Consider the following 22,845-nt stretch of genomic DNA (forward strand, 5'->3'; position numbering starts at 1 on the left):
ATCAGTCTAGGAAGAGGGTGTGACATTGAGGCGGGCGGATGCCTGCCCGCCCAGCTCCAGCACGGTGCCCGCGCCCCGGAAGCGCGCGTCGTGCGTCACGAGCACCTGCGTCTTCTGGCGCAGGGCGACGCCGAGATCGACGATGAGCGCCTCGGCGGCCTCACTGTCGAGGTGAGCGGTGGGCTCGTCGAGCAGCACCACGTCGGCATCGGCGAGCAGCGTGCGCGCGACCGCGACGCGCTGCCGCTGCCCGCCGGAGAGGAAGGCGCCGCCCGAGCCGATCGGGGTGTCCAGCCCCAGCGGCAGCGTTGCGAGCAGCGGCCCGAGGCCGACCTGCTCGATGACGTCGATCAGCTCGGCATCCGTCGCCTGATCGTCGCGCCCGCGCGCGATCTGCAGATTGCCGCGCAGCGTCGAGTCGAACAGGTGCCCTTCCTGAGGGCACCAGGCGACGCGGCGGCGCAGGCCATCGGGGTCGAGAAGCGCGGCATCCGCCTCGCCGAGCAGGTAGCGGCCGGCCGTCGGTGCGAGATAGCGCAGCAGCACGCCGAGCAGCGTCGTCTTGCCGCTGCCGGACGGCCCGGTGACGACGAGCGTCTCACCCGCCGCCGCGCGCGCCGAGACGTGCGCGAACACGTCGCGCTCAGCCTGTGGGTAGCGGTAGGCGAGATCGGCGAGCCGGATGCCGCGCACCGGCGCCACCGGAAGGCCCGGCTCCTCGTGCTCGGCCGTGTCGGCGGCTGCCGTGACGGGAGCGACGCGACGCAGCACCTGCGCGAGCTCAGGCCAGTGCTGGGCGGCGCCGATCGCCTCGAGCACCGGCTCGATGAGCGCAAGCGGCGTCAGCACGAACACGGCGATGAGCGGCACGGGCAGCGTGCCGGCCGCATGCGCGGGCACGGCGATCAGCAGCATGCCCATCGCGGTGGCCGCGCAGGCGAGCGTGGCGAGGGCGGCGCCCGCGCCCAGCGCGGTCGCCGAATGCCGGGCGGATGCCGCGGCGCGCGCACCCGCCCGCGACACCGCCTCGAGCTCGCCCGCCGCCGCGCCGTTCGCGGCGAGGTCGTCGCGCGCGGCGAGCAGCGCCGCGACGCGGCGCACGATGGCCGAGCGGTCGAGGTCGCGGCCGCGCGACGCGCGCGCGTCGGCGGCGACGGCGACGGCTGCTCCCCCGCCGAGGGCGACGACGCAGCACGCGAGCAGCAGTACGCCGGCCGGCGCCCACAGCACCCAGAGGGCGACGACCGCGGCGAGGAGCGCGATGACGCCCGACGCGAGCGGGACGACGACGCGCGGCGCGAGGTCGCGCACTCGGTCGCCGTCGCCGATCAGCCGGTCGAGGGTGTTCGCGGCGGTGAGCTCCACGCGGCCGGCAGGGCCCTGGGCTGCGAGGCCGCTCCACAGCCGCATCCGCAACTCGGTGAGCGACGCGAATACGGCGTCATGTGTGACGAGCCGCTCGGCGTAGCGCAGTGCCGCGCGCCCCAAGCCGAAGAAGCGCACGCCGACGATGGCGACCTCGAGGAACAGGATCGGCGGATGCTCGGCCGCGCGCACGATCAGCCAGCCCGACAGTGCGGTGAGCGCGGTGGCGAAGAGCGCCGCGAGCGTGCCGAGCCCGATCGCTCCGGCGAGCTTCCAGCCGGCCGGCGCCAGTACGCGCGCGAGCTCGCGCAGCGCGCCGCCCCCATCGCCCGTTCCCCCGGTCGTCACGAAGTCGCGCTGCGCCGGGTCGTTGCGCGCACTTTCTGACGATCGAGCGGCCGCCCCCTCGGCTCGGTCGTCAGAAAGTCGGCCATGAGGGGCGGAACTCGGTGAGAAAGTGACGACCGCGGCGGTCGTGGGCTCGCCGAGGGTGACGCGCTCGTCGGCCAGCGCGCGCAGCTCGGGGTCGTGCGAGGCGACCACGACGGCGACGCCTCGCGCGCGCAGCCCACCGATCTCGGCGCGCACCAGCGCGGCCGAGGCCGGGTCGAGGTGAGCCGTCGGCTCGTCGAGCAGCGCGACGCGCACGCCGTCGTCGACGCGCGCGAGCACGCGAGCGAAGGCGAGGCGGCGCTGCTCCCCCGGCGACAGCCGCGCGGGGTCAGCGTCGGGGAGGCCGAGCCGTTCGAGCAGGGTGCGGGCTACGGCATCCGTCGCCCCGTACGCGATCAACTCGGCGACGGCGCCCTCGCGGGCGAACTGCGGGTGCTGCGGCAGCCACGCGAGCTCGGTCGGCGCCGCGATCGCCCCCGACACGAGAGCGTCGTCGTCGAGCTCTGCCCCGCGTCCTGCGAGAACGCGCAGCGCGGTCGATTTTCCGGCGCCGCTCGGCCCGTCGATGGCGACCACGGTGCCGGGCCGCGCGGTGAACGACAGCCGCGAGACGGCGTCGGAGGCCCGCCCAGCATGCCGCACCGTGAGCCCGGTCACGGCGATGCCGTCCTCGGCGGCGGTGCGAGCCAGATCAGCCCCGCCGGATGCCTGATCGAGCACCTCCTGCACCCGCCGCCGCGCGTCGAGCCCGGTCTGCGAGGCGTGGAACGCCGAGCCGATGTCGCGGAACGGCGCGTAGCACTCCGGCGCCAGCACAAGCGCGAGCAAGCCCGCCTCGAGCGTCATGGTGCCTGAGACGAGCCGCACGCCGACGAACACCGCGACGAGGGCCACCGACAGGGTCGCGATCAGCTCGAGCGCGAGCGCCGACTGGAAGGCCGTGCGCAGCGTGCCGAGCGAGGTGACCCGCCAGTCGTCGGAGAGCTTCCGCAGCGCGGCGCTCTGCTCGCGCTCACGACCGAGCCCGATCAGCACGGGCAGCCCGCGCGCGAGTTCGACCAGGTGGTCGGAGAGCCGCGCGAGCGCGCTCGTCGCCTGCGCCACCGAGTCGCGCGTGTGCAGCCCGATGAGCGCCATGAACACCGGGATCAGCGGGATCGTCAGCACCACGATCAGCGCCGAGACCCAGTCGGCCGCGAGGATGCGCAGGCCCACGAGCAACGGCACCGCCACGGCACCGACCAGCGTCGGCAGGAACACCGTGTAGTAGCGGTCGAGCTCGTCGAGGCCGGCCGTGGCGACGGTCGTCGTCGCGCCGACGGAGCCTCTGGCATCCGTCACCGCACGATCCAGCACGCGCGCGCGCAACTTCTCCTTCACGCCGAGAGAGATCCGAGCGGATGCCGCCTGCAGTGCCCACGTCGAGAGGCCGCGCAGCGCTGCTCCGAGCAGTCCGATCCAGAGGGCGGATCGCCAGGCGTCCGTGTGGCTGAACAACGACGCCAGCCCGCTGGCGACCCCCTGCGCCACGAGCACCAGCCCGGCGGCCTTGACGGCCCCGAGCAGCCCCAGAAGATAGAGGGCGGGCCGCCCGAGGTCGCCCCGAACGGGCTTCACTTGGCGAACGGCTGGCTCGCGGCGTCCGACCGCCCGGCCGCTGCCGCGACCGCGGCCTGGAACGGCGTCGCGTCGGGGATCGAGTCGCTGGTGAGCCGCTTGCGGAACACCCAGTACGTCCACGCCTGGTACGCGAGCACGAGTGGCACGCCGATCAGCGCGACCCACGACATCACCTCGAGCGTGTACGGCGCGGCCGAGGCGTTCGACACCGTGAGGTCCCAGGCGTGATTCGTCGACGACGGCAGCACGACGGGATACATGGCCTCGAAGATCGTCGCGGTGCCCGCCACGATGAAGATGCCGAGGCCGAGGAATGCGAGCCCTTCCTTCCGTGCCCGCGCTTCGATCGCCCACCACACGACGGCCGCGACACCGATGAGGAGGGTGACCCAGGCGACCGGGTGCCCGCTGCGCACCGTCACCCAGATCGCCCAGAGCGCGATCGGCACGAGGCAGATGATGCCCCACGGCCAGGCGAACGCCGCCGCGCGTTCGCGCACCGGCCCGTCCGTCTTGAGTGCGAGGAAGTCCGCGGAGTGCACGAGCGCGAAGCCGACGACGGCGAGTCCGCCGAGGACGGCGTAGCCGTTGAACCACGCGAACGGGCCGCCGGTCAGGTCGCCGTTGTGGTTGAGCGGCAGGCCGGTCGAGGTGAGGGCGAGGCCCGCGCCGATGCCGAACGCGGCGACGAACGAGCCGAGGCCGAGGCACCAGGTCCACACGTCGACCCAGCGCTGCGAGTTGCCTTTGCCCCGGTACTCGATGGCGACGGCGCGCAGGATCAGGCCGAGCAGCACGAGGATCAGCGGAATGTACAGGGCCGAGAACAGTGACGCGTACCAGAACGGGAATGCCGCGAAGGTCGCGCCGCCCGCCGTCAGCAGCCACACCTCGTTGCCGTCCCAGACCGGGCCGATGGTGTTCAGCATCACGCGGCGCTCGCGCTCGTTGCGGGCGAGCAGCAGCATGTGCATCGCGACGCCGAGGTCGAAGCCCTCGAGGAACAGGTAGCCGGTCCACAGCACGGCGATGAGGATGAACCAGAGGGTGGGCAGGAAATCAACCATGATCGGATTCCTCTCGCCTAGTACGCGAACGCCAGTACGTCATCGGGCGATTTGGTGCCGCCCGAGGCATCCGTATCGTCGGGTTTCTTGCCGAGCTCGGGGATCGCGCTGGCCGCGCCGCCGCGCACGTACTTCGTGATCAGCCAGACCTCGACGATCATCAGGATCAGGTACAGGCCGCCGAGGGATGCCAGCGAGAACACCAGCTCGCCCGCGGTGACGCTCGGCGAGTTCGCGACCTGCGTGAGCAGGAAGATCTTGTCGTTCCCCGTCGGGTTCGGCGCGACCACGAACGGCTGCCGCCCCATCTCGGTGAAGACCCAGCCTGCAGAGTTGGCGGCGAAAGGCGCAAGGATGCCGAGCAGGGCGAGCCGCATGATCCACGGGTTCCTCGGCACGGTGCCCTTGCGCGTCAGCCACAGCGCGACGAGGGCGGCGAACGCCGAGAGCGCGCCGAGGGTGATCATCACGCGGAATCCCCAGTACGTGACCGGCATCAGCGGCACGTAGTTGATCTCGTTGCCGTTGGAGGCGTGCGTGCCGTAGCGCTCCTGGTAGATGGGGATGAGCTGGTTGACGCCCTTGACCGGGGTGTCGAAGTTGCCGTTCGCGAGGAACGAGAGCACGCCGGGCACGGTGATCACGTCGCGCACGCTGTGGCAGCTCTCGGCGTTCCAGGCGCCGAACGACAGCAGCGAGAAGTCGGTGGTGGTGTCGCACGCGGCCTCGGCGGCAGCCATCTTCATCGGCTGCTGCACGAACATGAGCTTGCCCTGCTGGTCGCCCGTCAGGAACACGAACACGAAGGCGACGATCGCGACCCAGGCGCCGGCGCGCAGCGAGCCGAGCCAGAGGCGGTGGTCCTCCTTGTCGCGGCCGGCGATAGCGGCGTTCTCGCCTGCGATGACCCGGCCGTCGGCCGCCATGATGTCGATGCCGTCCTTGCGGCGCTGCCAGAGCTGGTACCAGCTGATGCCGAGCAGGAACATGCCGCCGACCATCAGCGACCCGAGGATCGTGTGCAGGAACGACCAGATCGCGGTGTTGTTGCCGAGGACCGCCCAGATGTCGTTCATGACCGGCTGCCCGTGCTCGAGCACGACGCCGACCGGATGCTGCATCCACGAGTTCGCGACGATGATGAAGTACGCCGAGACGATCGACCCGGCTACCGCGATGCACAGGGTCGCGGTGTGCAGCGCCTTGGGCAGGCGGCCCCAGCCGAAGATCCACAGGCCGAGGAAGGTCGACTCGAGGAAGAAGGCGAGCAGCGCCTCCATCGCGAGCGGCGCGCCGAAGATGTTGCCGACGAAGCGCGAGTACTGCGCCCAGGCGAGGCCGAACTGGAACTCCTGCACGATGCCGGTGGCGACACCCATGATGAAGTTGATCAGGTAGAGCTTCCCCCAGAACTTCGTCGCCCGGTAGAAGCGGTCGTCCCCCGAGCGGTGCCAGCGGATCTGGAAGTAGGCCACCAGCGGCCCGAGGCCGATCGTGAGCGGCACCATCCAGAAGTGGTAGACGGTCGTGATGCCGAACTGCCAGCGGGCGACCAGTACGGGGTCCAGCGCGGTCAGATGCACTGCGTGTCCTCTCGGACGTTTCGCCTCAAGGGGCGATGGATGAGAAAGGTGTCGACTCGCGCCGACTTCTACATGACGTAGAACTTGTTACTTTCTACCACGCGTAGAATAGCGCCGTGGCGTCGCTAGGGGAACTGGAACGCGCGGTGATGGATCTGCTCTGGCAGTCCCCGACCGCGCTCGCGGCGGCGGAGGTGCGCGAGACCCTGCCGGGCTCCCCCGCGATCACCACCGTGCTCACGGTTCTCACCCGCCTCGAGGCCAAGGGTTTCGTCTCGCGCGACCGCAGCCGCCGCCCACACCTGTTCGGCGCGACCCTCACGCGCGACGACTACATGGCCGAGCTGATGCACGAGGTGCTGGGCTCGTCGCCCGATCGAGAGGCGGTGCTGGCGCGGTTCGTCGGCCGTGCGAGCAAGAGCGAGACGGATCATCTCCGTAAGCTTCTCGGGTCATAGGGCGCTCACGCCGTGACCAAAGTCCTGATCCTCGGCCTGGTTGCCGTTCTGCTGGCCTGGCCGGTGCCCGTGCTGCTCGCGCGGGCACGATGGACGATGCGGATGCCTGCCGTGGCCATGCTCTGCTGGCAGGCCGTCGCCGTGGCCGGCGGCCTGTCGATGATCGGCGCGCTGTGGTTCGTGTCGATCGGCGCAGCGGCCCTGCTCGCCCTGCACCTGCTGCTGAACCTCGGGCTCACAGCGGTCGGCACCTCGCGTCAGCGTCGCCGTCACCGGCAGCTCGTCGATCTGCTGTCGACGCCCATGCCCGACCGGCCGGGCACGCGCCTCATCGAGAACGAAGCACCGGTCGCCTACTGCCTGCCTGGCGCGCCGCGTTCGGTCACCGTGCTGTCCGACGGCCTGCTGCGCCTCCTCTCGGACGATGAGCTCGCCGCGGTCGTCGCCCACGAGCGCGCGCACATGACCCAGCACCACCACATCGTGCTGATGGCGTTCAAGGCCTGGCGGACCGCGCTGCCGTGGTTCCCGATCGCGAGCCGCGCGGAAGACGCCGTGGCTCTGCTCGTCGAGCTGCTCGCCGACGATGACGCGCGTCAGGTCGTGCCCGACAGCGTGCTCGCGTCAGCGGTCACCGCGGTGGCAGGAACGGATGCGGCGGCGGTCGCCCCGCGCGTAGCCCGCCTCCGCGGCGCGTAGCGGGCCGTCGTCGGCCGGGTGGGCCGATCGGGCGCAATCGGGTCGATCGGGCAGCCCCTCTGCGTTGAACGGTGTGCCCGATCGGCCCGTTTCCGTGTCAGCGGTTCAGAAGTCGGCGCGCCAGCTGGCGTAAACGACCCGGAATCGCTCGCACACGACCGGCATATCAGGAGCGAACCCTCGTTCGTTCTCCGAATGCAGCCGCCAGAAGGACTCGTGAAATCTGCGCCAGGAGTCCAGCGTGCGATCGCCCTCTCCTTCGGCCGCCGCATGGGCCGCGTCGACGCAATCAAACGACACGACCGAGACCTGCGTGGTTTCAAGAACGGCGCGAGGCGCGCCGGCGCCGTCGAGCACGATACTGCGCGTGCCGACGACGGGCAGCGGCTCGCGCGCCGCCTCGTAGTCCCACAGCGACGACGCTGTCGCGGTCTTCCCGCCGCGGAGGACCAGCGTCAGCAGCTCGTCGGCTTGACTTCGGTCGCCTTCAGCTCCGAAGGCCCAGGAATCGGGCGGCTCGGCGGGCAGGGCAGGAACCGCGGCGCGCGCCTCGTCCCAGAAGCGCCGGATCGCGGCATCCGTCATGCCGACAGCGTCGCCCAGAGCTCGTCGACCGCGGCGAGGAGCTCTTCGCGAGTTCCGTCGTTGTCGAGGACCACGTCGGCGACCGCGAGGCGCTCGGCATCCGTCGCCTGCGACCCCACGCGCGCCTCCGCCTCGGCCTGACTCATCCCCCGGTCCGCGACGAGCCGCCTGATGCGCTCGTCACGGCTCGCGCTGACGACGATCACCTTCTCGAAGTGCATGGGGCGATCGGCGGATGCTTCGACCAGCAGCGGCACGTCGTAGACCACGATCGCGTCAGGGTTCTCGGCCTCGGTCGCCGCGAACAGCTCGTTGCCGCGCTTCCACACCGCCGGGTGCGTGATGGCGTTGAGCTTGAGGCGCGCCGCCTCGTCGTTGAAGACGATCGCGCCGAGCGCCGGCCGATTGAGCGAGCCATCGGGCAGCAGCACACCGTCGCCGAACTCCGCGGCGATCTGCGCGAGCGCCGGCCGCCCCGGCTCGACGACCTCGCGGGCGAGCTTGTCGGCGTCGACGACGACGGCGCCGTGCTCGGCGAGGCGGGCCGACACGGTGGATTTGCCAGAGGCGATGCCGCCGGTGAGCGCGATGATCTGCACGGAACCCACGCTACTCGGCGCGTCGGGAGGGCGCCGGGTCGTCACAAGGTCGCTCGAACAGCCTCAGTTCGCCGACTTAGTGACGACCGGGGCGGACTTCGCAGATCGGGTCGTCACAAAGTCGCCTGACGACGCGGCATTGGACGACTTAGTGACGACCCGGTCGGCCGCCGCCCGAGGCCCAACGCAAAAGGGGCCGGACCCCGAAGGATCCGGCCCCTGTCAGCTATTCAGCTCAGTTGCTCGAGAGCTTCTCGCGCAGAGCCGCGAGCGACTCGTCATCGGCGAGGGTTCCGGTCGCAGCCGACTCGGTCGAGAACGACGACGAGCTGGACTGGCCAGTCGTGTTCGCCTCTTCCTCGAGCTGGCGCGCGACCTGCTTCTTGTGGGCCTCCCAGCGGGCCTGAGCGGCCGCGTAGTCGGCCTCCCACTTGGCGCGCTGCTCGTCGAAGCCTTCCTTCCACTCGCCGGTCTCCGAGTCGAAGCCCTCGGGGTACTTGTAGTTTCCCTGCTCGTCGTACTCGGTCGGCATGCCGTAGAGCGCCGGGTCGAACTCGGTGCCCTCGGGGTCGACGCCGTCGTTGGCCTGCTTCAGCGAGAGGCTGATGCGGCGACGCTCGAGGTCGATGTCGATGACCTTGACGAAGACCTCTTCGCCGACCGACACGACCTGCTCGGCGAGCTCGACGTGCTTGCCCGACAGCTCGGAGATGTGGACGAGACCCTCGATGCCGTCGGCGACGCGGACGAACGCACCGAACGGAACGAGCTTCGTGACCTTACCCGGGGCGACCTGGCCGATCGCGTGAGTGCGGGCGAAGACCTGCCACGGGTCCTCCTGGGTGGCCTTGAGCGACAGCGAGACGCGCTCGCGGTCGAGGTCCACCTCGAGGATCTCGACCGTGACCTCCTGGCCGACCTCGACGACCTCGCTGGCATGCTCGATGTGCTTCCAGCTGAGCTCGGAGACGTGGACGAGGCCGTCGACGCCGCCGAGGTCGACGAACGCACCGAAGTTGACGATCGACGAGACGACGCCCTTGCGGACCTGGCCCTTGTGGAGGTTGTTGAGGAAGGTGGTGCGCGACTCGGACTGCGTCTGCTCGAGCAGGGCGCGGCGCGAGAGGACCACGTTGTTGCGGTTCTTGTCGAGCTCGAGGATCTTCGCCTCGATCTCCTGGCCGAGGTACGGCGTGAGGTCGCGCACGCGGCGCAGCTCGATCAGCGACGCGGGCAGGAAGCCGCGAAGGCCGATGTCGACGATCAGGCCGCCCTTGACGACCTCGATGACCTGGCCGGTCACGACGCCGTCGGCTTCCTTGATCTTCTCCACGTCGCCCCAGGCGCGCTCGTACTGAGCCCGCTTCTTCGACAGGATCAGGCGGCCTTCCTTGTCCTCCTTCTGGAGAACGAGGGCCTCGACGGTGTCGCCGACGCCGACGACCTCGCTGGGGTCGACGTCGTGCTTGATGGAAAGCTCACGGGAGGGGATGACACCCTCGGTCTTGTAGCCGACGTCGAGGAGCACCTCGTCGCGGTCGATCTTCACAACGGTGCCTTCGATGAGGTCACCGTCGTTGAAGAACTTCAGAGTCTTCTCGACCGCGGCAAGAAAGTCTTCAGCAGAGCCGATGTCGTTGATGGCGACCTGCTTGGCTGCCTTTTCGGTCGTAGTGGTAGTCATTGAGTGGTTACTCCGGGATGGACATGAATCAGGCCCGATACGAACTCTTTGGTTTGTTCCGCATCAGGCGAGCGGATAGAGAAGTCACGAATGTGACGTTCAAGTTTACCTGATTTGAAACGGATGCCTCAACGTCGGCATTCCCGCGTCAATCGGCGTTTTCTCGGTGCTTCCCCACGGCATCGGCCAGCGCGCCAGGCAGCTCGGGGAACCGGAACTCATAGCCGGCCGCGAGCAGCTTCTCGGGCAGCACCCATCGGCTCTTGAGCATCAGCTCGGCCTCGGTTCTGAGCGCGAAGGACGCGGACTCCAGCATCCAGCGCGCCGATGGCAGCCCGATCGGAACGCCGAGCGTGCGCCGCAGCTCGCGCATGAACCCGGCGTTGTCGGTGGGGTTCGGCGAGCCGGCGATGACGGGGCCGTCGAGCTCGGGGTGATCCTGGGCGAAGCGGATGATGCCGACGATGTCGTCGACGTGGATCCAGCTGAACTTCTGGCGGCCGGCGCGCGTGCGCGGCGGCAGGTAGGTGCGCGCGGCGATGCGGCTGTGGGTCGCCGGCCACCAGCCGTCGTGGTTCGCGCCGCCGAGGCCGACGCGCGCGAGCAGGCTGAGCGGGCCGAGCGCGCTGCCGTCGCCGAGCGCGATCGTGATGCGCAGCGGGATGCGCCTCGTCGCGGGCAGCTCGGCCTCGAAGAGCGCCGCCTCCCATGCTTTGGCGATGTCCTCGCTGAACAGCTCGGTGCCGTACTCGCCGGTCGACTCGGTCTGCGGGCGATCGTCGGCGTGCCGGTAGATCGTCGCGGTCGACGCGTTCACCCACAGCGGGGTCGAGCGGGCGGATGCCGCGATCGCGGCCCCCAACGCCCGGGTCGTGTCGACCCGCGAGCGCACCAGCTCGGCGCGGTTCGCCGCCGTGTAGCGGCTGTTGACGCTCTTGCCGGAGAGGCCGACGACGAGGGCTGCCCCGTCCACGGCATCCGTGATCGCCGCCGCGTCGTCCCATGGGATCTCACCCGGGGCGCGCCCGACCGTCACCACGTCCGCGCCGTCGGCGCGGTAGGCGGCGGCGAGGCGCTGCCCGATGAAGCCGGAGGCGCCTCCGATGACGACGCGCTGAGACATCCGCTCGATCTCGCCGCTCAGCCGAGCAGGGCGGTGCGCAGGGTGTCGAGGCCGATGCCGCCCAGGTCGAGCGCCTTCTTGTGGAACGCCTTCACGTCGAAGGCGTCGCCCTCGCGCGCCTTGAGCTCGTCGCGCAGCTGCTGCCACACGCGCTGGCCGACCTTGTAGGCGGGCGCCTGGCCCGGCCAGCCGAGGTAGCGGTTCACCTCGAAGTCGACGAAGCCCTGGTCCATGTTGACGTTGCGGCCCATGAAACTGAAGGCGTAGTCGCCGGTCCAGATGCCGCTTCCGTCGGGCAGCGGCTTCTCGAGGTGCACGCCGAGGTCGAGCACAACGCGCGCGGCGCGCATGCGCTGGCCGTCGAGCATGCCGAGGCGGTCGGCGGGGTCGCTGAGGTAGCCGAGCTCGTCCATCAGGCGCTCGGCGTAGAGCGCCCAGCCCTCGCCATGGCCCGAGACGAACTGGTTGCGGCGCCACGCGTTCAGCTTCGCGGTGTTGTAGACCCCGATGCCGAGCTGCAGGTGGTGGCCCGGGACGCCCTCGTGGTAGACGGTTGTCATCTCGCGCCAGGTGTCGAACTCGGTGACGCCCGGCGGAACGCTCCACCACATGCGGCCGGGGCGTGAGAAGTCCTCTGAGGGGCTCGTGTAGTAGATGCCGCCGTTCTGCGTCGGCGCGATCATGCACTCGATGCGGCGCAGCGGCTCGGGAATGTCGAACTGGGTCGCGGCGAGGTCGGCGATGGCCTGGTCGGCCGTCTCCTGCATCCACGCCTTGAGGGCGTCGGTGCCCTTCAGCTTGCGCGACGGGTCCTTGTCGAGGAATTCGATCGCCTCGCGAACGGAGGCGCCCGGCTTGATCTCGTGCGCGATCGCCTCTTGCTCGGCGACCATGCGCGCGAGCTCTTCGATGCCCCACTCGTAGGTCTCGTCGAGGTCGATCTTCGCGCCGATGAAGCCGCGGCTCGCGAGCGCGTAGATGTCACGGCCGACCGCGTCGCGCTCGGGCGCCTCGTGCTGCAGCTCGTCGTCGAGGAAGTAGCTGAGCTCGCCGTAGGCCGCCGCGGCCGCCTGCGCGCCGCGCGCCAGGTCGGCCTTGACGGACTCGGGCAGCTCGCTGCCGTCGGCCGTCTTGGCGTCGCCCGCGAGTTTGAAGAAGAAGCCGTCGCGGGCGTTCAGCTCGTCGGCCTGCTGGATGCCGATGCGCACCTGGCGGACTGCGGGGGCGTTGCCGCTCGACATGCCGACGCGCAGCGACTCGATGTACCCGCGGATCGCGGCCGGGACGTTCCCCATCCGCTTCGCGATGACGGACCAGTCGTCGGCCGTCGCCGTGGCCGACAGGTCGAAGATGTCGCGCAGATTCTGCAGGGGGGACGCGATGTTGTTGAGGTCGCGCTGCCAGAAGCCGGCGTCGTGCTTCTCGAGCTGGAGCTCGAGGTCGCGGGTGAGGTCGAGCTTCGTGATCGCGTCGGTCTCGTCGAAAGGCTCCGCCGCCCGGATCTCGGAGAGAGCCGCGCGTGCGGCGTCGGCGGCGGCCTGGTGGCCTGCCGGCGAGGTGTCGCCGTACTCGCCCTCGCGACCGGGACGGCCGATGTACACCCTGCCCTCCGGGTACAGGTCGAGCTCGGTGTCGAGCCAGCGCTCGGCGATGCGATCGATCTCGGTCGGAGTGCGTTCGGCGTCCGTCATGGTTCGAGCCTAATCGTGCGCGGCGGACTGCCAGTCGGCGCCTCGGCCGACCTGCACTGTGAGCGGCACGCTCAGATCCGCGGCACCCGCCATACGACGGCGAACGATCTCTTCGAGCGTGTCCCACTCCCCCGGAGCGACCTCGAAGATGAGCTCGTCGTGCACCTGCAGCAGCATGCGGGAGCCCAGCGAAGCACTCGCCATGTCGCTCGCCACCCCCAGCATCGCGATCTTCATGACGTCGGCCGCCGAGCCCTGGATCGGCGAGTTGAGCGCCGCCCGCTCGGCGTTGTCGCGCAGCACCCGGTTCAGGCTGTTGAGGTCGGGGAACGGGCGGCGGCGGCCGAAGATCGTCTCGGTGTAGCCGTCGACCTTGGCCTGCGCGACGACGTTGCGCAGGTAGTCGCGCACCCCGCCGAAGCGCTCGAAGTAGTCGGCCATGAGCTGCTTCGCCTCACCCTGCGAGATGCGCAGCTGCTTCGCGAGGCCGAACGGGCCGAGGCCGTACGCCAGACCGTACGACATGGCCTTCACCTTCGAGCGCATCAGCGGCGTGACATCCTCCGGTGCGACGCCGAAGACGTGCGATCCGACGAAGCGGTGCAGGTCCTCGCCCTCGTTGAAGGCGGCGATGAGGCCGGCGTCGCCCGAGAGGTGCGCCATGATGCGCATCTCGATCTGCGAGTAGTCGGCCGTGAGCAGGCACTCGAAGCCCTCGCCCGCCACGAACGCCGACCGCACGCGGCGGCCGGTGTCGGAGCGAACCGGGATGTTCTGCAGATTCGGGTCGTTCGACGAGATGCGGCCCGTCGCGGCGCCCACCTGGTCGTAGGTGGTGTGGATGCGCCCGTTCGCGTCGATCGCCTTCTCGAGCGTCTCGATCATCTGCTTGAGCTTCGTCGCATCGCGGTGCCGCAGCAGCGCGTCGAGGAACACGTAGCCCTCGGTGTCCGAGCTGACCTGGTCCTTCAGGTCGGCGAGCGACTCGGCATCCGTCGAATAGCCCGTCTTGGTCTTGCGTGTGAACGGCAGGTGCAGGTCTTCGAACAGCACCGTCTGCAGCTGCTTGGGGCTGCCCATGTTCACCTCGCGGCCGATCGCGAGATACGCGGCCTGCTGGTACTCGTCGGCCTGCGCCGTGAGCGCCTCGCGCTGGCCCTTCAGCACCTCGCCGTCGACGGTGATGCCCGTCAGCTCCATCTGGGCGAGCACCTCGACGAGCGGCACCTCGATCGTCTCGTAGACCCGCTTGGTGCCCTCGGCGAAGGCGAGGGCGAGGTCGTCGGCGATGCGCAGCACGTACCACGCCTGGCTCGCGACGCTGATCGGCTCGGAGTCTGGGACGAGCTGGTTCGGGTCGGGCGTCGGCAGGTTCTCGCCGAGCACCTCGTAGACCTGGTCGGCGAGGCTCGCCGGCGCCTTCGCCGGGTTGAGGATCGCCCCGGCGACGCGCGTGTCGCCCGCGACGCCGCGCACCGGCAGGCCGACGCGGGCGGACGCCTCGATCTGCGCCTTCGCGTTGAAGAACAGCTTCGGCTGGGTCGCGGCGGCGAGCCACCCGGCGAACGCCTCGTAATCCCCCGTTCCCTGCTTGAACGGGACGTAGACGCTGTCGTCGCTGACCGAGAGGCCATAGCCGGCGATGCCGGCCGGGCCGTAGTCGAGCTGCACCGCGACCGGCTTCCCCGACGTCTTCGCGAGCCAGTGCGCGAGCTCTTCGTCGACCAGCGTCTTCACCGGCGGCGCGGTCTCGATCTGTGGCTCGGCGACCGGCTCCGTCGACACGCCCCCGGCTGCGGCATCCGCCGGCGCACTCTTCAGCACCCGGTCGAGGAGGGTGCGGAACTGCAGGCGGCCGAACACGTCGCGCACCGCCTGCTCGTTGACGGCGCGACGCTCGAGATCGGCGGGGCCGACGGGCAGCTCGACGTCGGTCAGCAGGCGGTTGAGGCGCCGGTTGCGCAGCGCGTTCTCCTTCTGCTCGCGCAACTTCTCGCCGACGACGCCCTTGATCTCGTCGGCGTGGGCGACGATCTCGTCGACGGTGCCCCACTGGGCGATCCACTTGGCAGCCGTCTTCGGGCCGACCTTGTCGACGCCGGGCAGGTTGTCGGCCTTCTCGCCCGTGAGCGCCGCGAGCTCGGGGTACTGGTGGGGCCACACCTCGTACTTGTCGAACACGGCCTGAGCGTCGTAGCGCTTCAGCTCGCTGACGCCGAGCACGCTCGGGTAGAGCACGGTAGTGCTGTCGTTCACGAGCTGGAAGCTGTCGCGGTCGCCCGAGACGACGAGCACCTCGAAGCCCTGCTGCGACCCTTGCGCGGCGAGCGTCGCGAGGATGTCGTCGGCCTCGAAGTCCTCCTTCTGGAGCCACTGCACGTTCATCGCCGTCAGCGCCTCTTGCAGCAGCGGCACCTGCCCGATGAACTCGGGCGGCGTCTCGCCGCGGCCGCCCTTGTACTCGGGGTACTCGCGCGTGCGGAACGAGTACCGGCTGATGTCGAAGGCGACGCCGAGGTGGGTCGGCTCGTAGTCCTTGAGAAGCTTCAGCAGCATCGAGATGAAGCCGTGGATCGCCTCGGTGTGCTGCCCGTCGTCGGTGATGAACCGGCCGGCCGGCAGCAGGGCGAAGAACGCCCGGAACGCCAGCGAATGGCCGTCGATGATCATCAGGGTTGGCTTGCGGGCGTCGGTCACGGATGCCAGCCTAGCCAGCGCCCCCGACATCGGTTCCGGCGATAGTGTCGCTGGGTGAGCAACGACGACACCGCCTGGTACACCTCCCGCGGGCAGGGCGCCCTGGCCGATCGCATGGGCATCGAGATCCTCGAATTCGACAGTGAGCACGCGGTCGCGCGGATGCCCGTCGAGGGCAACACGCAGCCCCTCGGACTCCTGCACGGCGGCGCCTACTGCGTGCTCGGCGAGTCACTCGGCTCGATGCACGCGAACTACCTCGCGCAGCAGGGCGGCGAGGGCCGCTTCGCCGTCGGCGTCGACATCAACGCGACCCACACGGGCTCGGCGACCTCTGGGTGGGTGACCGGCACGGCGCGAGTGATCCATGCCGGGCGCACGCTGACGGTGCACGAGATCGTCGTCACCGACGAGACGGGGCGGCGCTGCTCGACGCTGCGCATCACGAACGTCATCCGCGAGCCGAAGTAGGGCGCATGGCCCGCAGGTCGTCGTCTCGTGCGGCGTCGCCCGTGTGGTCGCGAGAACTGGCGATGACGTCGCTGGTGCTCGTCGGGGCGGTGCTGGGAACGGCTGAATTCCTGCACTGGCGCGCGAGCTGGAGCGAGCTCGGCGCCGAGGGCTCCCGGGGCGGCAGGGAAGCCGTCGTCGTGCTCGGCTACCGCAATGCGGGCGGCCGGGCCAACTGGATGAATCGGTGGCGGGTGCGCGCAGGCATCCGCTCTTTCGATCCCAGGGCGGAGGAGAGCCTGCTCGTGCTGTGCGGCGGCGCCGTCGGCGGCCCGGTCCCCGAGGCCGAGCTGATGGCCGCGTATGCGCGCGAGCGGGGCTACGCGGGTGCGATCGGACGGGATGGCGCGAGCCGCACGACGTGGGAGAACGTCACGAACGCGATCCCGCTGATCGAGGATGCGGCGACCATCAAGGTCGTCTCCAACTCGCTGCACGCCGCGAAGGCGCGCGGATTCCTGCGGCAGCAGCGCCCCGACCTCGCCGCCCGCCTCGTACGGGGCGCCGACTACCGCTTCGGCGAACAGCTGTGGCTCAGGCCGATCGCAGTGGTCATCGACCTGCGTCATTCGCTGCGCTCGCGCCGAGGCGCCCGCCCGGTTCCGTAATCTTGAGGTGATGAATGACAGTCTGTGGGCGGCGCGCGCCGAGGATCTGCTGAACAGGACCGCCTCGGCGGACCCGACCCCCGGGGGCGGTTCGATCGCCGCGATCTGCGGGGCGTTCGGCGTCGGGCTCGTGCAGATGGCGCTCGCCGTCACCGGCGACGCGGCGCTCGATGCGCAGGCCGCACGACTGGCAGCGCTGCAGGAGGGCATCCGCCCCGCTGCCGACGGCGACGTCGCCGACTTCAGCGCCGTGATGTCCGCCTACAAGCTGCCGCGGGCCGACGACGCCGCTCGCGCCGTTCGGGCCGCCGCGATCGAGGCGGCGAGCATCGGGGCGACCGAGCGGCCGCTCGCACTCGCCGCGGCGTTCGTCGACGCGATCGCGCTCTCGCGCGAGGTCGAGCCGCTCGTGAAGGCGTCGATCGTGAGCGACGTGCTCGCCGGCCGCGACCTCGTCATCGGCGCGGCGCGGGCCGCGATCCGCACCGCCGACATCAACATCGCGCAGCTCGAGCGTCTCTCCTCCCCCGCGGCGGCCGGCCTGCGCGGCCGTCGCATCGCCATCGAGACCCAGCTGGAGGAGCTCGCATGACCGCCGTCGTCCTCGACCCGTCGCCCGTCGCCGCCGAGTATCAGGCGCAGGTGCGCGTCGATGTCGCACGGCTCACCGAGGAGGGCGGGCGTCGCCCCCGCATCCTCGGCCTGCTCGGCGAGGAGCATGGACCGGCCGCGACCTACGCCCGCTACGCACGCCGCGGCTGCGAGGCCGTCGGCATCGAGCTCGAGGTGCGCCACGTCGAACCCGATTCGGTCGAAGCCGCCATCGCCGCCGCGAACGTCGACGCCGAGGTCGACGGCATCTTCCTCTACTACCCCTTGATGGACCGGGCAGGCGACCGCTGGCTGCGCGAGCTCGTCGACCCCCGTAAGGACGTCGAGGGCCTGCACTCCTTCTGGAGCCGCCAGCTCTACGAGAACCACCGCTACCTCGACGAGGCGCACACGATCCGCGCGATCCTGCCGTGCACGCCGCTCGCGATCCTGAAACTGCTGCAGCATGCGGGCATGCGCGGTGATGGCGGCGACGCGCCTCTCGAGGGTGTCACCGCCTGCATCATCAACCGCAGCGAGCTCGTCGGCCGCCCCCTGGCCGCGATGCTCGCCAACGACGGCGCGCGCGTGCACTCGCTGGACATCTCGGGCGCCGTGACCTTCGAGCCCGCGATCGGCCGGCACGCGCACGACGTGCGCGACTCGGGAATCGACCGGGCGAGCGCGCTCGCGGCCGCCGACGTCGTCATCTCGGCGGTGCCGTCGAAGTCGTTCGAGCTGGTGCGGGGCGATGAGATCCGCGAGGGCGCGATCTGCGTCGACGTGGCCGAGTTCACGAACTTCGACGAATCCGTCATGGAGCGCGCGAGTGTCTTCGTGCCGCGTGTCGGTCCGCTCACGATCGCGATGGCGGCGCGCAACCTGACGAGACTCGCGGCGGTCAGCGGCCGCTGAAATGCGAAGAGCGGATGCCTCAGGCATCCGCTCTCTCGCTCGGTATGCCCTACTTCTTGGCCGTGCCGGGCGCGAGCTGGTCGATGATCGCCTTCGCGACGTCGTGCATGGTGAGGCGGCGGTCCATCGAGGCCTTCTGGATCCAGCGGAACGCCTCGGGCTCGGTGAGGCCCATCTTCTCGTTGAGCAGGCCCTTGGCGCGGTCGACGAGCTTGCGGGTCTCGAAGCGCTCGGCGAGGTCGCTGACCTCAGCCTCGAGCTGGATGATCTGCGCGTAGCGCGCCAGCGCGATCTCGATCGCGGGCAGCAGGTCGTTGGGTGTGAACGGCTTCACGACGTAGGCGAGGGCGCCGGCCTCTGAAGCCCGCTCGACCAGTTCCTTCTGGCTGAACGCGGTCAGCAGCACGACGGGCGCGATGTGGTTCTTGTTGAGACGGTCGGCGGCCTCGATGCCGTCCATCTTGGGCATCCGCACGTCCATCACGACCAGGTCGGGGCGCAGCTCGGTCGCGAGCGCCACGGCGGTCTCGCCGTCGCCCGCCTCACCGACGACCTCGTAGCCGTTGTCGCGCAGGATCTCGACGATGTCGAGGCGGATGAGGGATTCGTCTTCGGCGACGACGACGCGGCGAGGCGCGTTGTTCTCCGGCTGGTCAGTCACGGTTCAAGCGTATACGGCGCGCCGGTGCGGATGCTTCGCTGCGATATCGTTGACGGGCAGTGTCGGCCGGCATGGCGGAATGGCAGACGCGGAGCACTCAAAATGCTTTGTCCGAGAGGGCGTGAGGGTTCGAGTCCCTCTGCCGGCACTGTTTGGGTTCGAGCCGTCTTTGTCGGCCTTCCAGCTGAGATCAAGAAGCGCCTGGCGACCAACTGATCGTTTCCAGGTCAGGATCAGCGCGAAGAGCTCCCGCGGAAGGCCGCCGCTGTGTTGACTGGGCGGAGATTCCTGAGGAGAAAAATGATCACCCTGAACCTGAACAACGGCGTCGAACTGCCGGCCCTCGGCTTCGGCGTCTTCCAGACACCGCCTGAGGAGACGGTTCGCGCCGTCGAGGTCGCGTTGCAGACCGGCTATCGGCACATCGACACGGCGGCCGCCTACGGCAACGAGCGCGAGGTCGGCGAAGGCATCCGTCGCTCCGGAACCCCCCGCGACGAGGTGTTCATCGAGACCAAGGTGTGGGTCTCCGACTACGGCTATGACGAGACGCTGCACGCGTTCGACAAGGCGATCGGGAAGCTGGGCGTCGAGCAGCTCGACCTGCTGATCCTGCACCAGCCCGCCACCGACCGGTTCGAGAAGACCATCGCGGCGTACCGAGCGCTCGAGACGCTTCTCGCCGACGGACGGGTGCGCGCGATCGGCGTCAGCAACTTCATGCCGCACCACCTCGAGCGGCTGCTGGCCGAGACCTCCGTCGTGCCCGCCGTGAACCAGATCGAATTGCATCCGTACTTCACCCAGCCCGCCGTGCAGCAGGCGGATGCCGAGCACGGCATCCTCACACAGGCGTGGTCGCCGATCGGCGGGATCACCTTCTACCCCGGTTTCGGCGACGAGCGCCGCAGCGTCATGGACGAGCCGGTGCTCACAGAGATCGCCGCCGCCCACGGCAAGAGCGCGGCTCAGGCGATGCTGCGCTGGCATCTGCAAGAGGGGCGCTCGGCGATCCCGAAGTCCACCAACCCCGCGCGCATCGCTGAGAACCTCGACGTCTTCGACTTCGAGCTGTCGGCGGACGAGCTCGCACGCATCGACGGGCTCGACACCGGGGTGCGCAGCGGCCCCGACCCGGACACGCCGCGGCCCGAGCGCTTCGCGATGGTGATCTCCGAGCCCTGAGCTGCTGCGGGGCCCGGGTGGCGTTCCGAGCATGAGCCCCGAGCCCACGACCACCGAGATCGAGCACGTCGCCGACGGAGTCCTGTTCGATATGGACGGGACGCGCTGTCGTCACCTCGGCCCCGCGCGAGCTCGCCGTGCGGCGCATGGAGGCCGCAGGGCTGGAGGTGCCCGCCGTGATCGTGGCCGCCGAGGATGTCGCCGCCGGCATTGCGCTACGACACGGCGTAGCCGGCGCTCTCCAGCGCGCGGATTATGCGCCCTCGTCGAAACGAGGAGACGAAGGCGATCGCCTCGCCCGCGCCGTACTCCCAGTGGATGCGCACCCCGAGCGGCACGCGCGTGATGAGCATGAGCTCGCCGCGCTCGATGAACTCCTCCACGGTGAGCGCCCGGACGAGCAGGCCGTTCTCGTACACCTCGAGGCGTCGCGGCGCCGGGAAGCCCGCGGTGACGGGCAGGCCCGCGAGGTTGACGCCGACGCTCCACGGGCGGATGCGCGCGAGCAGCGCGCCCCGTTCGACCTCATCTTCGATCACCGGGCGACCGGCTCCTTCTCCGGTTCCTTCTTCTCCACGGGCGGCCAAGTGACGAGCAGGAGGGCCGCGAACGGGCCGAAGACCAGGGTCCACACGAACCAGGCCCAGGCGCCCCGGCCGCGGGTGCGTGCGTAGCCGCCCGAGAGCAGCGCGAGCCAGATCCAGACCAGGCCTATTCCGGCGGTGGCGTTGTCCATGGGGCTGACCCTAACGGCGCCGCGCGTACGAGCGGCGATTTTCGGCGACACGCCGTCTGAGAGACAACGAGAGGCGCAATCGACCGAAGGATTGCCGCTCGAATGCGCGCGGGGTTCTTCAGGGGCGCCTGAGACAATGGAGCCATGACTGAGCACACGACGGCCGCGCACCGCACGCGCCCGCAGATCCGCCCCAAGGCCGAGGGCTGGACGCAGGCGACGGATGCCGGCGGCCGGCCGCTGCTGCAGTTCCAGAGCCCCCGCCGCACACAGCCAGAGACCCACCTCGCCGATCTGAGCCTCGATGAGCGCAAGGCGAAGCTCGTCGAGCTGGGCCACCCGGCCTTCCGCGCGACCCAGCTCAGCACGCACTACTTCGAGCACTACACGGTGGACCCCGACGAGATGACGGATCTGCCGGCATCCGCCCGCCATGAAATCGTCGAGAAACTGCTGCCGCCCCTGCTCACCGAGGTGCGCCGGCTGCGCACCGACAAGGGCGAGACGATCAAATTCCTGTGGCGCCTGTTCGACGGCGCGCTCGTCGAGTCGGTGCTCATGCGCTACCCCGGCCGCGTGACCCTGTGCGTGTCGAGCCAGGCCGGCTGCGGCATGAACTGCCCGTTCTGCGCGACCGGGCAGGCCGGGCTTACCCGCAACCTGTCGGCGGCAGAGATCGTCGACCAGGTCGTCGCCGCCAACCGCGCCATCGCCAACGGCGAGCTGGGCGGCCTGCGGAAGGACGGCGGCTTCGACTCGCCGCGTGTCACCAACATCGTGTTCATGGGAATGGGCGAGCCGCTCGCCAACTACAAGCGCCTCATGACCGCCCTGAACCGCATGGTCGCGCCAGCGCCGGAGGGACTCGGCATGAGCGCCCGGCACATCACCGTGTCGTCGGTGGGGCTCGTGCCCGCCATCCGCAAGCTCGCCGACGAGGGTCTGCCGCTCACGTTCGCGCTCTCGCTGCACGCACCGGACGACACGCTGCGCGACGAGCTCATCCCCGTCAACGACCGGTGGAAGGTCGATGAGGCGCTGGATGCCGCGCGGTACTACTTCGAGAAGACCGGCCGCCGCGTCTCGATCGAGTACGCGCTCATCAAGGACATGAACGACCACGCCTGGCGCGCCGACCTGCTGGCGGAGAAGCTCAACGCGCGCGGGCGAGGCTGGGTGCACGTGAATCCGATTCCGCTGAACCCGACGCCCGGGTCGATCTGGACCTCTTCCGAGCCGGCGGTGACGAACGAGTTCATCCGGCGCCTGGAGGCCGCGGGCATTCCGACGACGCTGCGCGACACCCGCGGCAAGGAGATCGACGGGGCGTGCGGGCAGCTGGCTGCTGCCGAATAGCTACGCTCGCTCTGCCGCCATCAGGATGATGTAGGCCGCGTCGCGCAGATCATGGGCGATGCCGTTGGATGCCGGCGAGTGCACGAGCACCGTGCCGAAGCCGAGCCGGGTCGCGGCCTCGATGTCGGCCTCGAAGTTGTCGCCCACCATCCAGACGGGGCCGGGCGGGTCGGGCTCGCCGAGCGCGCGCAGCGCGATGCGGAAGATCTCGGGGTGGCCCTTCTCGTAGCCGACGTCGGCGCTCGCGATGATCGCGTCGAAGTAGCCGGCGATGCCGAGGCCCTTCACCGTGCGCCGCAGCTCGGGGACGGCGTTGCTCACGATGGCGAGCCGCCAGCCCTCTTCCTGCAGGGCCTCGAGAGCATCGAGGGTCTCGGGGTACAGCTCCCACTCGGCCGGGTCGGAGAAGCGCGGCCGCACCTCGGCGACCGCCGCCCGCGCCAGCTCGGCATCGACGCCCGCGTACACGCACGCCATCAGCAGCACCTGCTCGAGACGCTGCCACCAGGCATCCGCGTCGCCGTTGAGCTCAGGGTGCGCCTGGTCGGGGTGATGCCAGGGGAAGCCGTCCTCGAGTCCGGCCCACAGGTCGCTCGCGGTCACGACGGTCTCTGGCTGCGCCTTCCTGATCGCGTCGAGCAGGATGCGGCCGAAGCTGATCCAGGGCCGCCGCGCAAGGGTGCCGTCGAAGTCGAACAGGACGATCCCGGCCATGCGCT

The 22,845-nt window shown here is 70.0% G+C and carries 21 protein-coding genes and 1 tRNA gene; 9 read left to right on the plus strand and 13 right to left on the minus strand.

Translation table 11 applies throughout. From position 1 onward, the window contains the following. Positions 1-6: 6 nt before the first annotated feature. Genes cydC through D7I44_RS16055 form a run of 3 tightly spaced genes read right to left on the minus strand, consistent with a single transcriptional unit; the run spans position 7 to position 6,013 of the window. Positions 7-3,375, minus strand: a complete 3,369-nt coding sequence (gene cydC / locus D7I44_RS16045) for a thiol reductant ABC exporter subunit CydC (protein WP_162940329.1) — start codon at positions 3,373-3,375, stop codon at positions 7-9. After that, complete coding sequence (cydB, locus tag D7I44_RS16050; RefSeq protein WP_120790418.1) at positions 3,372-4,445, minus strand: cytochrome d ubiquinol oxidase subunit II; 1,074 nt, start codon at positions 4,443-4,445, stop codon at positions 3,372-3,374. The genes cydC and cydB overlap by 4 nt, the downstream gene beginning before the upstream one ends. Before the next feature lie 17 nt (positions 4,446-4,462). After that, complete coding sequence (locus D7I44_RS16055) at positions 4,463-6,013, minus strand: cytochrome ubiquinol oxidase subunit I (protein ID WP_120791013.1); 1,551 nt, start codon at positions 6,011-6,013, stop codon at positions 4,463-4,465. 131 nt (positions 6,014-6,144) lie between these two features. Between D7I44_RS16055 and D7I44_RS16060 the strand changes: the two genes are divergently transcribed. After that, complete coding sequence (locus tag D7I44_RS16060; RefSeq protein ID WP_120790419.1) at positions 6,145-6,486, plus strand: BlaI/MecI/CopY family transcriptional regulator; 342 nt, start codon at positions 6,145-6,147, stop codon at positions 6,484-6,486. A gap of 12 nt (positions 6,487-6,498) precedes the next feature. Next, positions 6,499-7,185 carry a M56 family metallopeptidase gene (locus tag D7I44_RS16065; protein ID WP_245979753.1) on the plus strand — a complete coding sequence of 229 codons (687 nt, stop codon included), beginning with the start codon at positions 6,499-6,501 and terminating at the stop codon, positions 7,183-7,185. A 105-nt stretch (positions 7,186-7,290) separates the two neighbouring features. On the opposite strand, the gene D7I44_RS16070 is transcribed toward D7I44_RS16065, so the two are convergent. From D7I44_RS16070 to polA, 6 genes are all read right to left on the minus strand, one after another. Continuing rightward, a complete protein-coding gene (locus D7I44_RS16070) occupies positions 7,291-7,770 on the minus strand; it encodes an ASCH domain-containing protein (RefSeq protein ID WP_120790420.1) in 480 nt (159 codons plus the stop codon). Beyond that, a complete protein-coding gene (coaE, locus tag D7I44_RS16075; RefSeq protein WP_120791015.1) occupies positions 7,767-8,369 on the minus strand; it encodes a dephospho-CoA kinase in 603 nt (200 codons plus the stop codon). Before coaE ends, D7I44_RS16070 begins: the two co-directional genes overlap by 4 nt. A 235-nt stretch (positions 8,370-8,604) precedes the next feature. Beyond that, on the minus strand, positions 8,605-10,053 hold the full coding sequence (gene rpsA / locus D7I44_RS16080; RefSeq protein WP_120790421.1) for a 30S ribosomal protein S1: 1,449 nt from the start codon (positions 10,051-10,053) through the stop codon (positions 8,605-8,607). A 148-nt stretch (positions 10,054-10,201) separates the two neighbouring features. Continuing rightward, complete coding sequence (locus D7I44_RS16085; RefSeq protein ID WP_120790422.1) at positions 10,202-11,176, minus strand: epimerase; 975 nt, start codon at positions 11,174-11,176, stop codon at positions 10,202-10,204. Positions 11,177-11,193: 17 nt separating this feature from the next. Beyond that, on the minus strand, positions 11,194-12,867 hold the full coding sequence (locus D7I44_RS16090) for a DUF885 domain-containing protein (protein ID WP_120790423.1): 1,674 nt from the start codon (positions 12,865-12,867) through the stop codon (positions 11,194-11,196). 9 nt (positions 12,868-12,876) lie between these two features. Beyond that, complete coding sequence (gene polA, locus D7I44_RS16095; protein ID WP_120790424.1) at positions 12,877-15,564, minus strand: DNA polymerase I; 2,688 nt, start codon at positions 15,562-15,564, stop codon at positions 12,877-12,879. A gap of 114 nt (positions 15,565-15,678) precedes the next feature. Here polA and D7I44_RS16100 point away from each other — a divergent pair, with 114 nt between their 5' ends. The 4 genes from D7I44_RS16100 to D7I44_RS16115 are packed head-to-tail and all read left to right on the plus strand — an operon-like array spanning position 15,679 to position 18,188. Continuing rightward, positions 15,679-16,035, plus strand: a complete 357-nt coding sequence (locus D7I44_RS16100; RefSeq protein WP_120791016.1) for a PaaI family thioesterase — start codon at positions 15,679-15,681, stop codon at positions 16,033-16,035. Between the two features lie 5 nt (positions 16,036-16,040). Continuing rightward, on the plus strand, positions 16,041-16,682 hold the full coding sequence (locus D7I44_RS16105) for a YdcF family protein (RefSeq protein ID WP_245979755.1): 642 nt from the start codon (positions 16,041-16,043) through the stop codon (positions 16,680-16,682). A 10-nt stretch (positions 16,683-16,692) separates the two neighbouring features. Continuing rightward, positions 16,693-17,274: a cyclodeaminase/cyclohydrolase family protein gene (locus tag D7I44_RS16110; RefSeq protein WP_120790426.1), complete on the plus strand. Its 582-nt coding sequence runs from the start codon at positions 16,693-16,695 to the stop codon at positions 17,272-17,274. Beyond that, entirely contained in the window at positions 17,271-18,188 is a 918-nt protein-coding gene (locus D7I44_RS16115) for a bifunctional methylenetetrahydrofolate dehydrogenase/methenyltetrahydrofolate cyclohydrolase (protein ID WP_120790427.1), read from the plus strand. The genes D7I44_RS16110 and D7I44_RS16115 overlap by 4 nt, the downstream gene beginning before the upstream one ends. Positions 18,189-18,237: 49 nt before the next feature. Here D7I44_RS16115 and D7I44_RS16120 read toward each other — a convergent pair whose 3' ends face one another. Continuing rightward, a complete protein-coding gene (locus tag D7I44_RS16120) occupies positions 18,238-18,849 on the minus strand; it encodes an ANTAR domain-containing response regulator (RefSeq protein WP_120790428.1) in 612 nt (203 codons plus the stop codon). Positions 18,850-18,914: 65 nt separating this feature from the next. Here D7I44_RS16120 and D7I44_RS16125 point away from each other — a divergent pair. Both D7I44_RS16125 and D7I44_RS16130 read left to right on the plus strand, forming a co-directional pair. After that, positions 18,915-18,997 (plus strand) — tRNA-Leu (locus D7I44_RS16125). Positions 18,998-19,149: 152 nt separating this feature from the next. Further along, positions 19,150-20,034 carry an aldo/keto reductase gene (locus D7I44_RS16130; protein WP_120790429.1) on the plus strand — a complete coding sequence of 295 codons (885 nt, stop codon included), beginning with the start codon at positions 19,150-19,152 and terminating at the stop codon, positions 20,032-20,034. A gap of 215 nt (positions 20,035-20,249) precedes the next feature. On the opposite strand, the gene D7I44_RS18320 is transcribed toward D7I44_RS16130, so the two are convergent. Together D7I44_RS18320 and D7I44_RS16140 are read right to left on the minus strand one after the other, a co-directional pair. Next, positions 20,250-20,573 carry a hypothetical protein gene (locus D7I44_RS18320; RefSeq protein ID WP_162940330.1) on the minus strand — a complete coding sequence of 108 codons (324 nt, stop codon included), beginning with the start codon at positions 20,571-20,573 and terminating at the stop codon, positions 20,250-20,252. Further along, positions 20,570-20,770: a hypothetical protein gene (locus tag D7I44_RS16140; RefSeq protein ID WP_120790430.1), complete on the minus strand. Its 201-nt coding sequence runs from the start codon at positions 20,768-20,770 to the stop codon at positions 20,570-20,572. Before D7I44_RS16140 ends, D7I44_RS18320 begins: the two co-directional genes overlap by 4 nt. A gap of 144 nt (positions 20,771-20,914) precedes the next feature. Here D7I44_RS16140 and rlmN point away from each other — a divergent pair, with 144 nt between their 5' ends. Then, positions 20,915-22,126: a dual-specificity RNA methyltransferase RlmN gene (gene rlmN, locus D7I44_RS16145; protein WP_120790431.1), complete on the plus strand. Its 1,212-nt coding sequence runs from the start codon at positions 20,915-20,917 to the stop codon at positions 22,124-22,126. Here rlmN and D7I44_RS16150 read toward each other — a convergent pair whose 3' ends face one another. Then, complete coding sequence (locus D7I44_RS16150) at positions 22,127-22,840, minus strand: HAD family hydrolase (protein ID WP_120790432.1); 714 nt, start codon at positions 22,838-22,840, stop codon at positions 22,127-22,129. Between the last annotated feature and the right edge of the window lie 5 nt (positions 22,841-22,845).

Source organism: Gryllotalpicola protaetiae, assembly GCF_003627055.1.
Classification (GTDB): domain Bacteria; phylum Actinomycetota; class Actinomycetes; order Actinomycetales; family Microbacteriaceae; genus Gryllotalpicola; species Gryllotalpicola protaetiae.

What these genes read in the sequence shown, in the direction of transcription:
- cydB (WP_120790418.1), bottom strand. Translation starts at nt 4,445, where the DNA reads ATGGTTGATTTCCTGCCCACCCTCTGGTTCATCCTCATCGCCGTGCTG.
- D7I44_RS16070 (WP_120790420.1), bottom strand. Translation starts at nt 7,770, where the DNA reads ATGACGGATGCCGCGATCCGGCGCTTCTGGGACGAGGCGCGCGCCGCG.
- rpsA (WP_120790421.1), bottom strand. Translation starts at nt 10,053, where the DNA reads ATGACTACCACTACGACCGAAAAGGCAGCCAAGCAGGTCGCCATCAAC.
- D7I44_RS16085 (WP_120790422.1), bottom strand. Translation starts at nt 11,176, where the DNA reads ATGTCTCAGCGCGTCGTCATCGGAGGCGCCTCCGGCTTCATCGGGCAG.
- D7I44_RS16090 (WP_120790423.1), bottom strand. Translation starts at nt 12,867, where the DNA reads ATGACGGACGCCGAACGCACTCCGACCGAGATCGATCGCATCGCCGAG.
- D7I44_RS16100 (WP_120791016.1), top strand. Translation starts at nt 15,679, where the DNA reads ATGGGCATCGAGATCCTCGAATTCGACAGTGAGCACGCGGTCGCGCGG.
- D7I44_RS16105 (WP_245979755.1), top strand. Translation starts at nt 16,041, where the DNA reads ATGGCCCGCAGGTCGTCGTCTCGTGCGGCGTCGCCCGTGTGGTCGCGA.
- D7I44_RS16110 (WP_120790426.1), top strand. Translation starts at nt 16,693, where the DNA reads ATGAATGACAGTCTGTGGGCGGCGCGCGCCGAGGATCTGCTGAACAGG.
- D7I44_RS16115 (WP_120790427.1), top strand. Translation starts at nt 17,271, where the DNA reads ATGACCGCCGTCGTCCTCGACCCGTCGCCCGTCGCCGCCGAGTATCAG.
- D7I44_RS16130 (WP_120790429.1), top strand. Translation starts at nt 19,150, where the DNA reads ATGATCACCCTGAACCTGAACAACGGCGTCGAACTGCCGGCCCTCGGC.
- D7I44_RS16140 (WP_120790430.1), bottom strand. Translation starts at nt 20,770, where the DNA reads ATGGACAACGCCACCGCCGGAATAGGCCTGGTCTGGATCTGGCTCGCG.
- rlmN (WP_120790431.1), top strand. Translation starts at nt 20,915, where the DNA reads ATGACTGAGCACACGACGGCCGCGCACCGCACGCGCCCGCAGATCCGC.
- D7I44_RS16150 (WP_120790432.1), bottom strand. Translation starts at nt 22,840, where the DNA reads ATGGCCGGGATCGTCCTGTTCGACTTCGACGGCACCCTTGCGCGGCGG.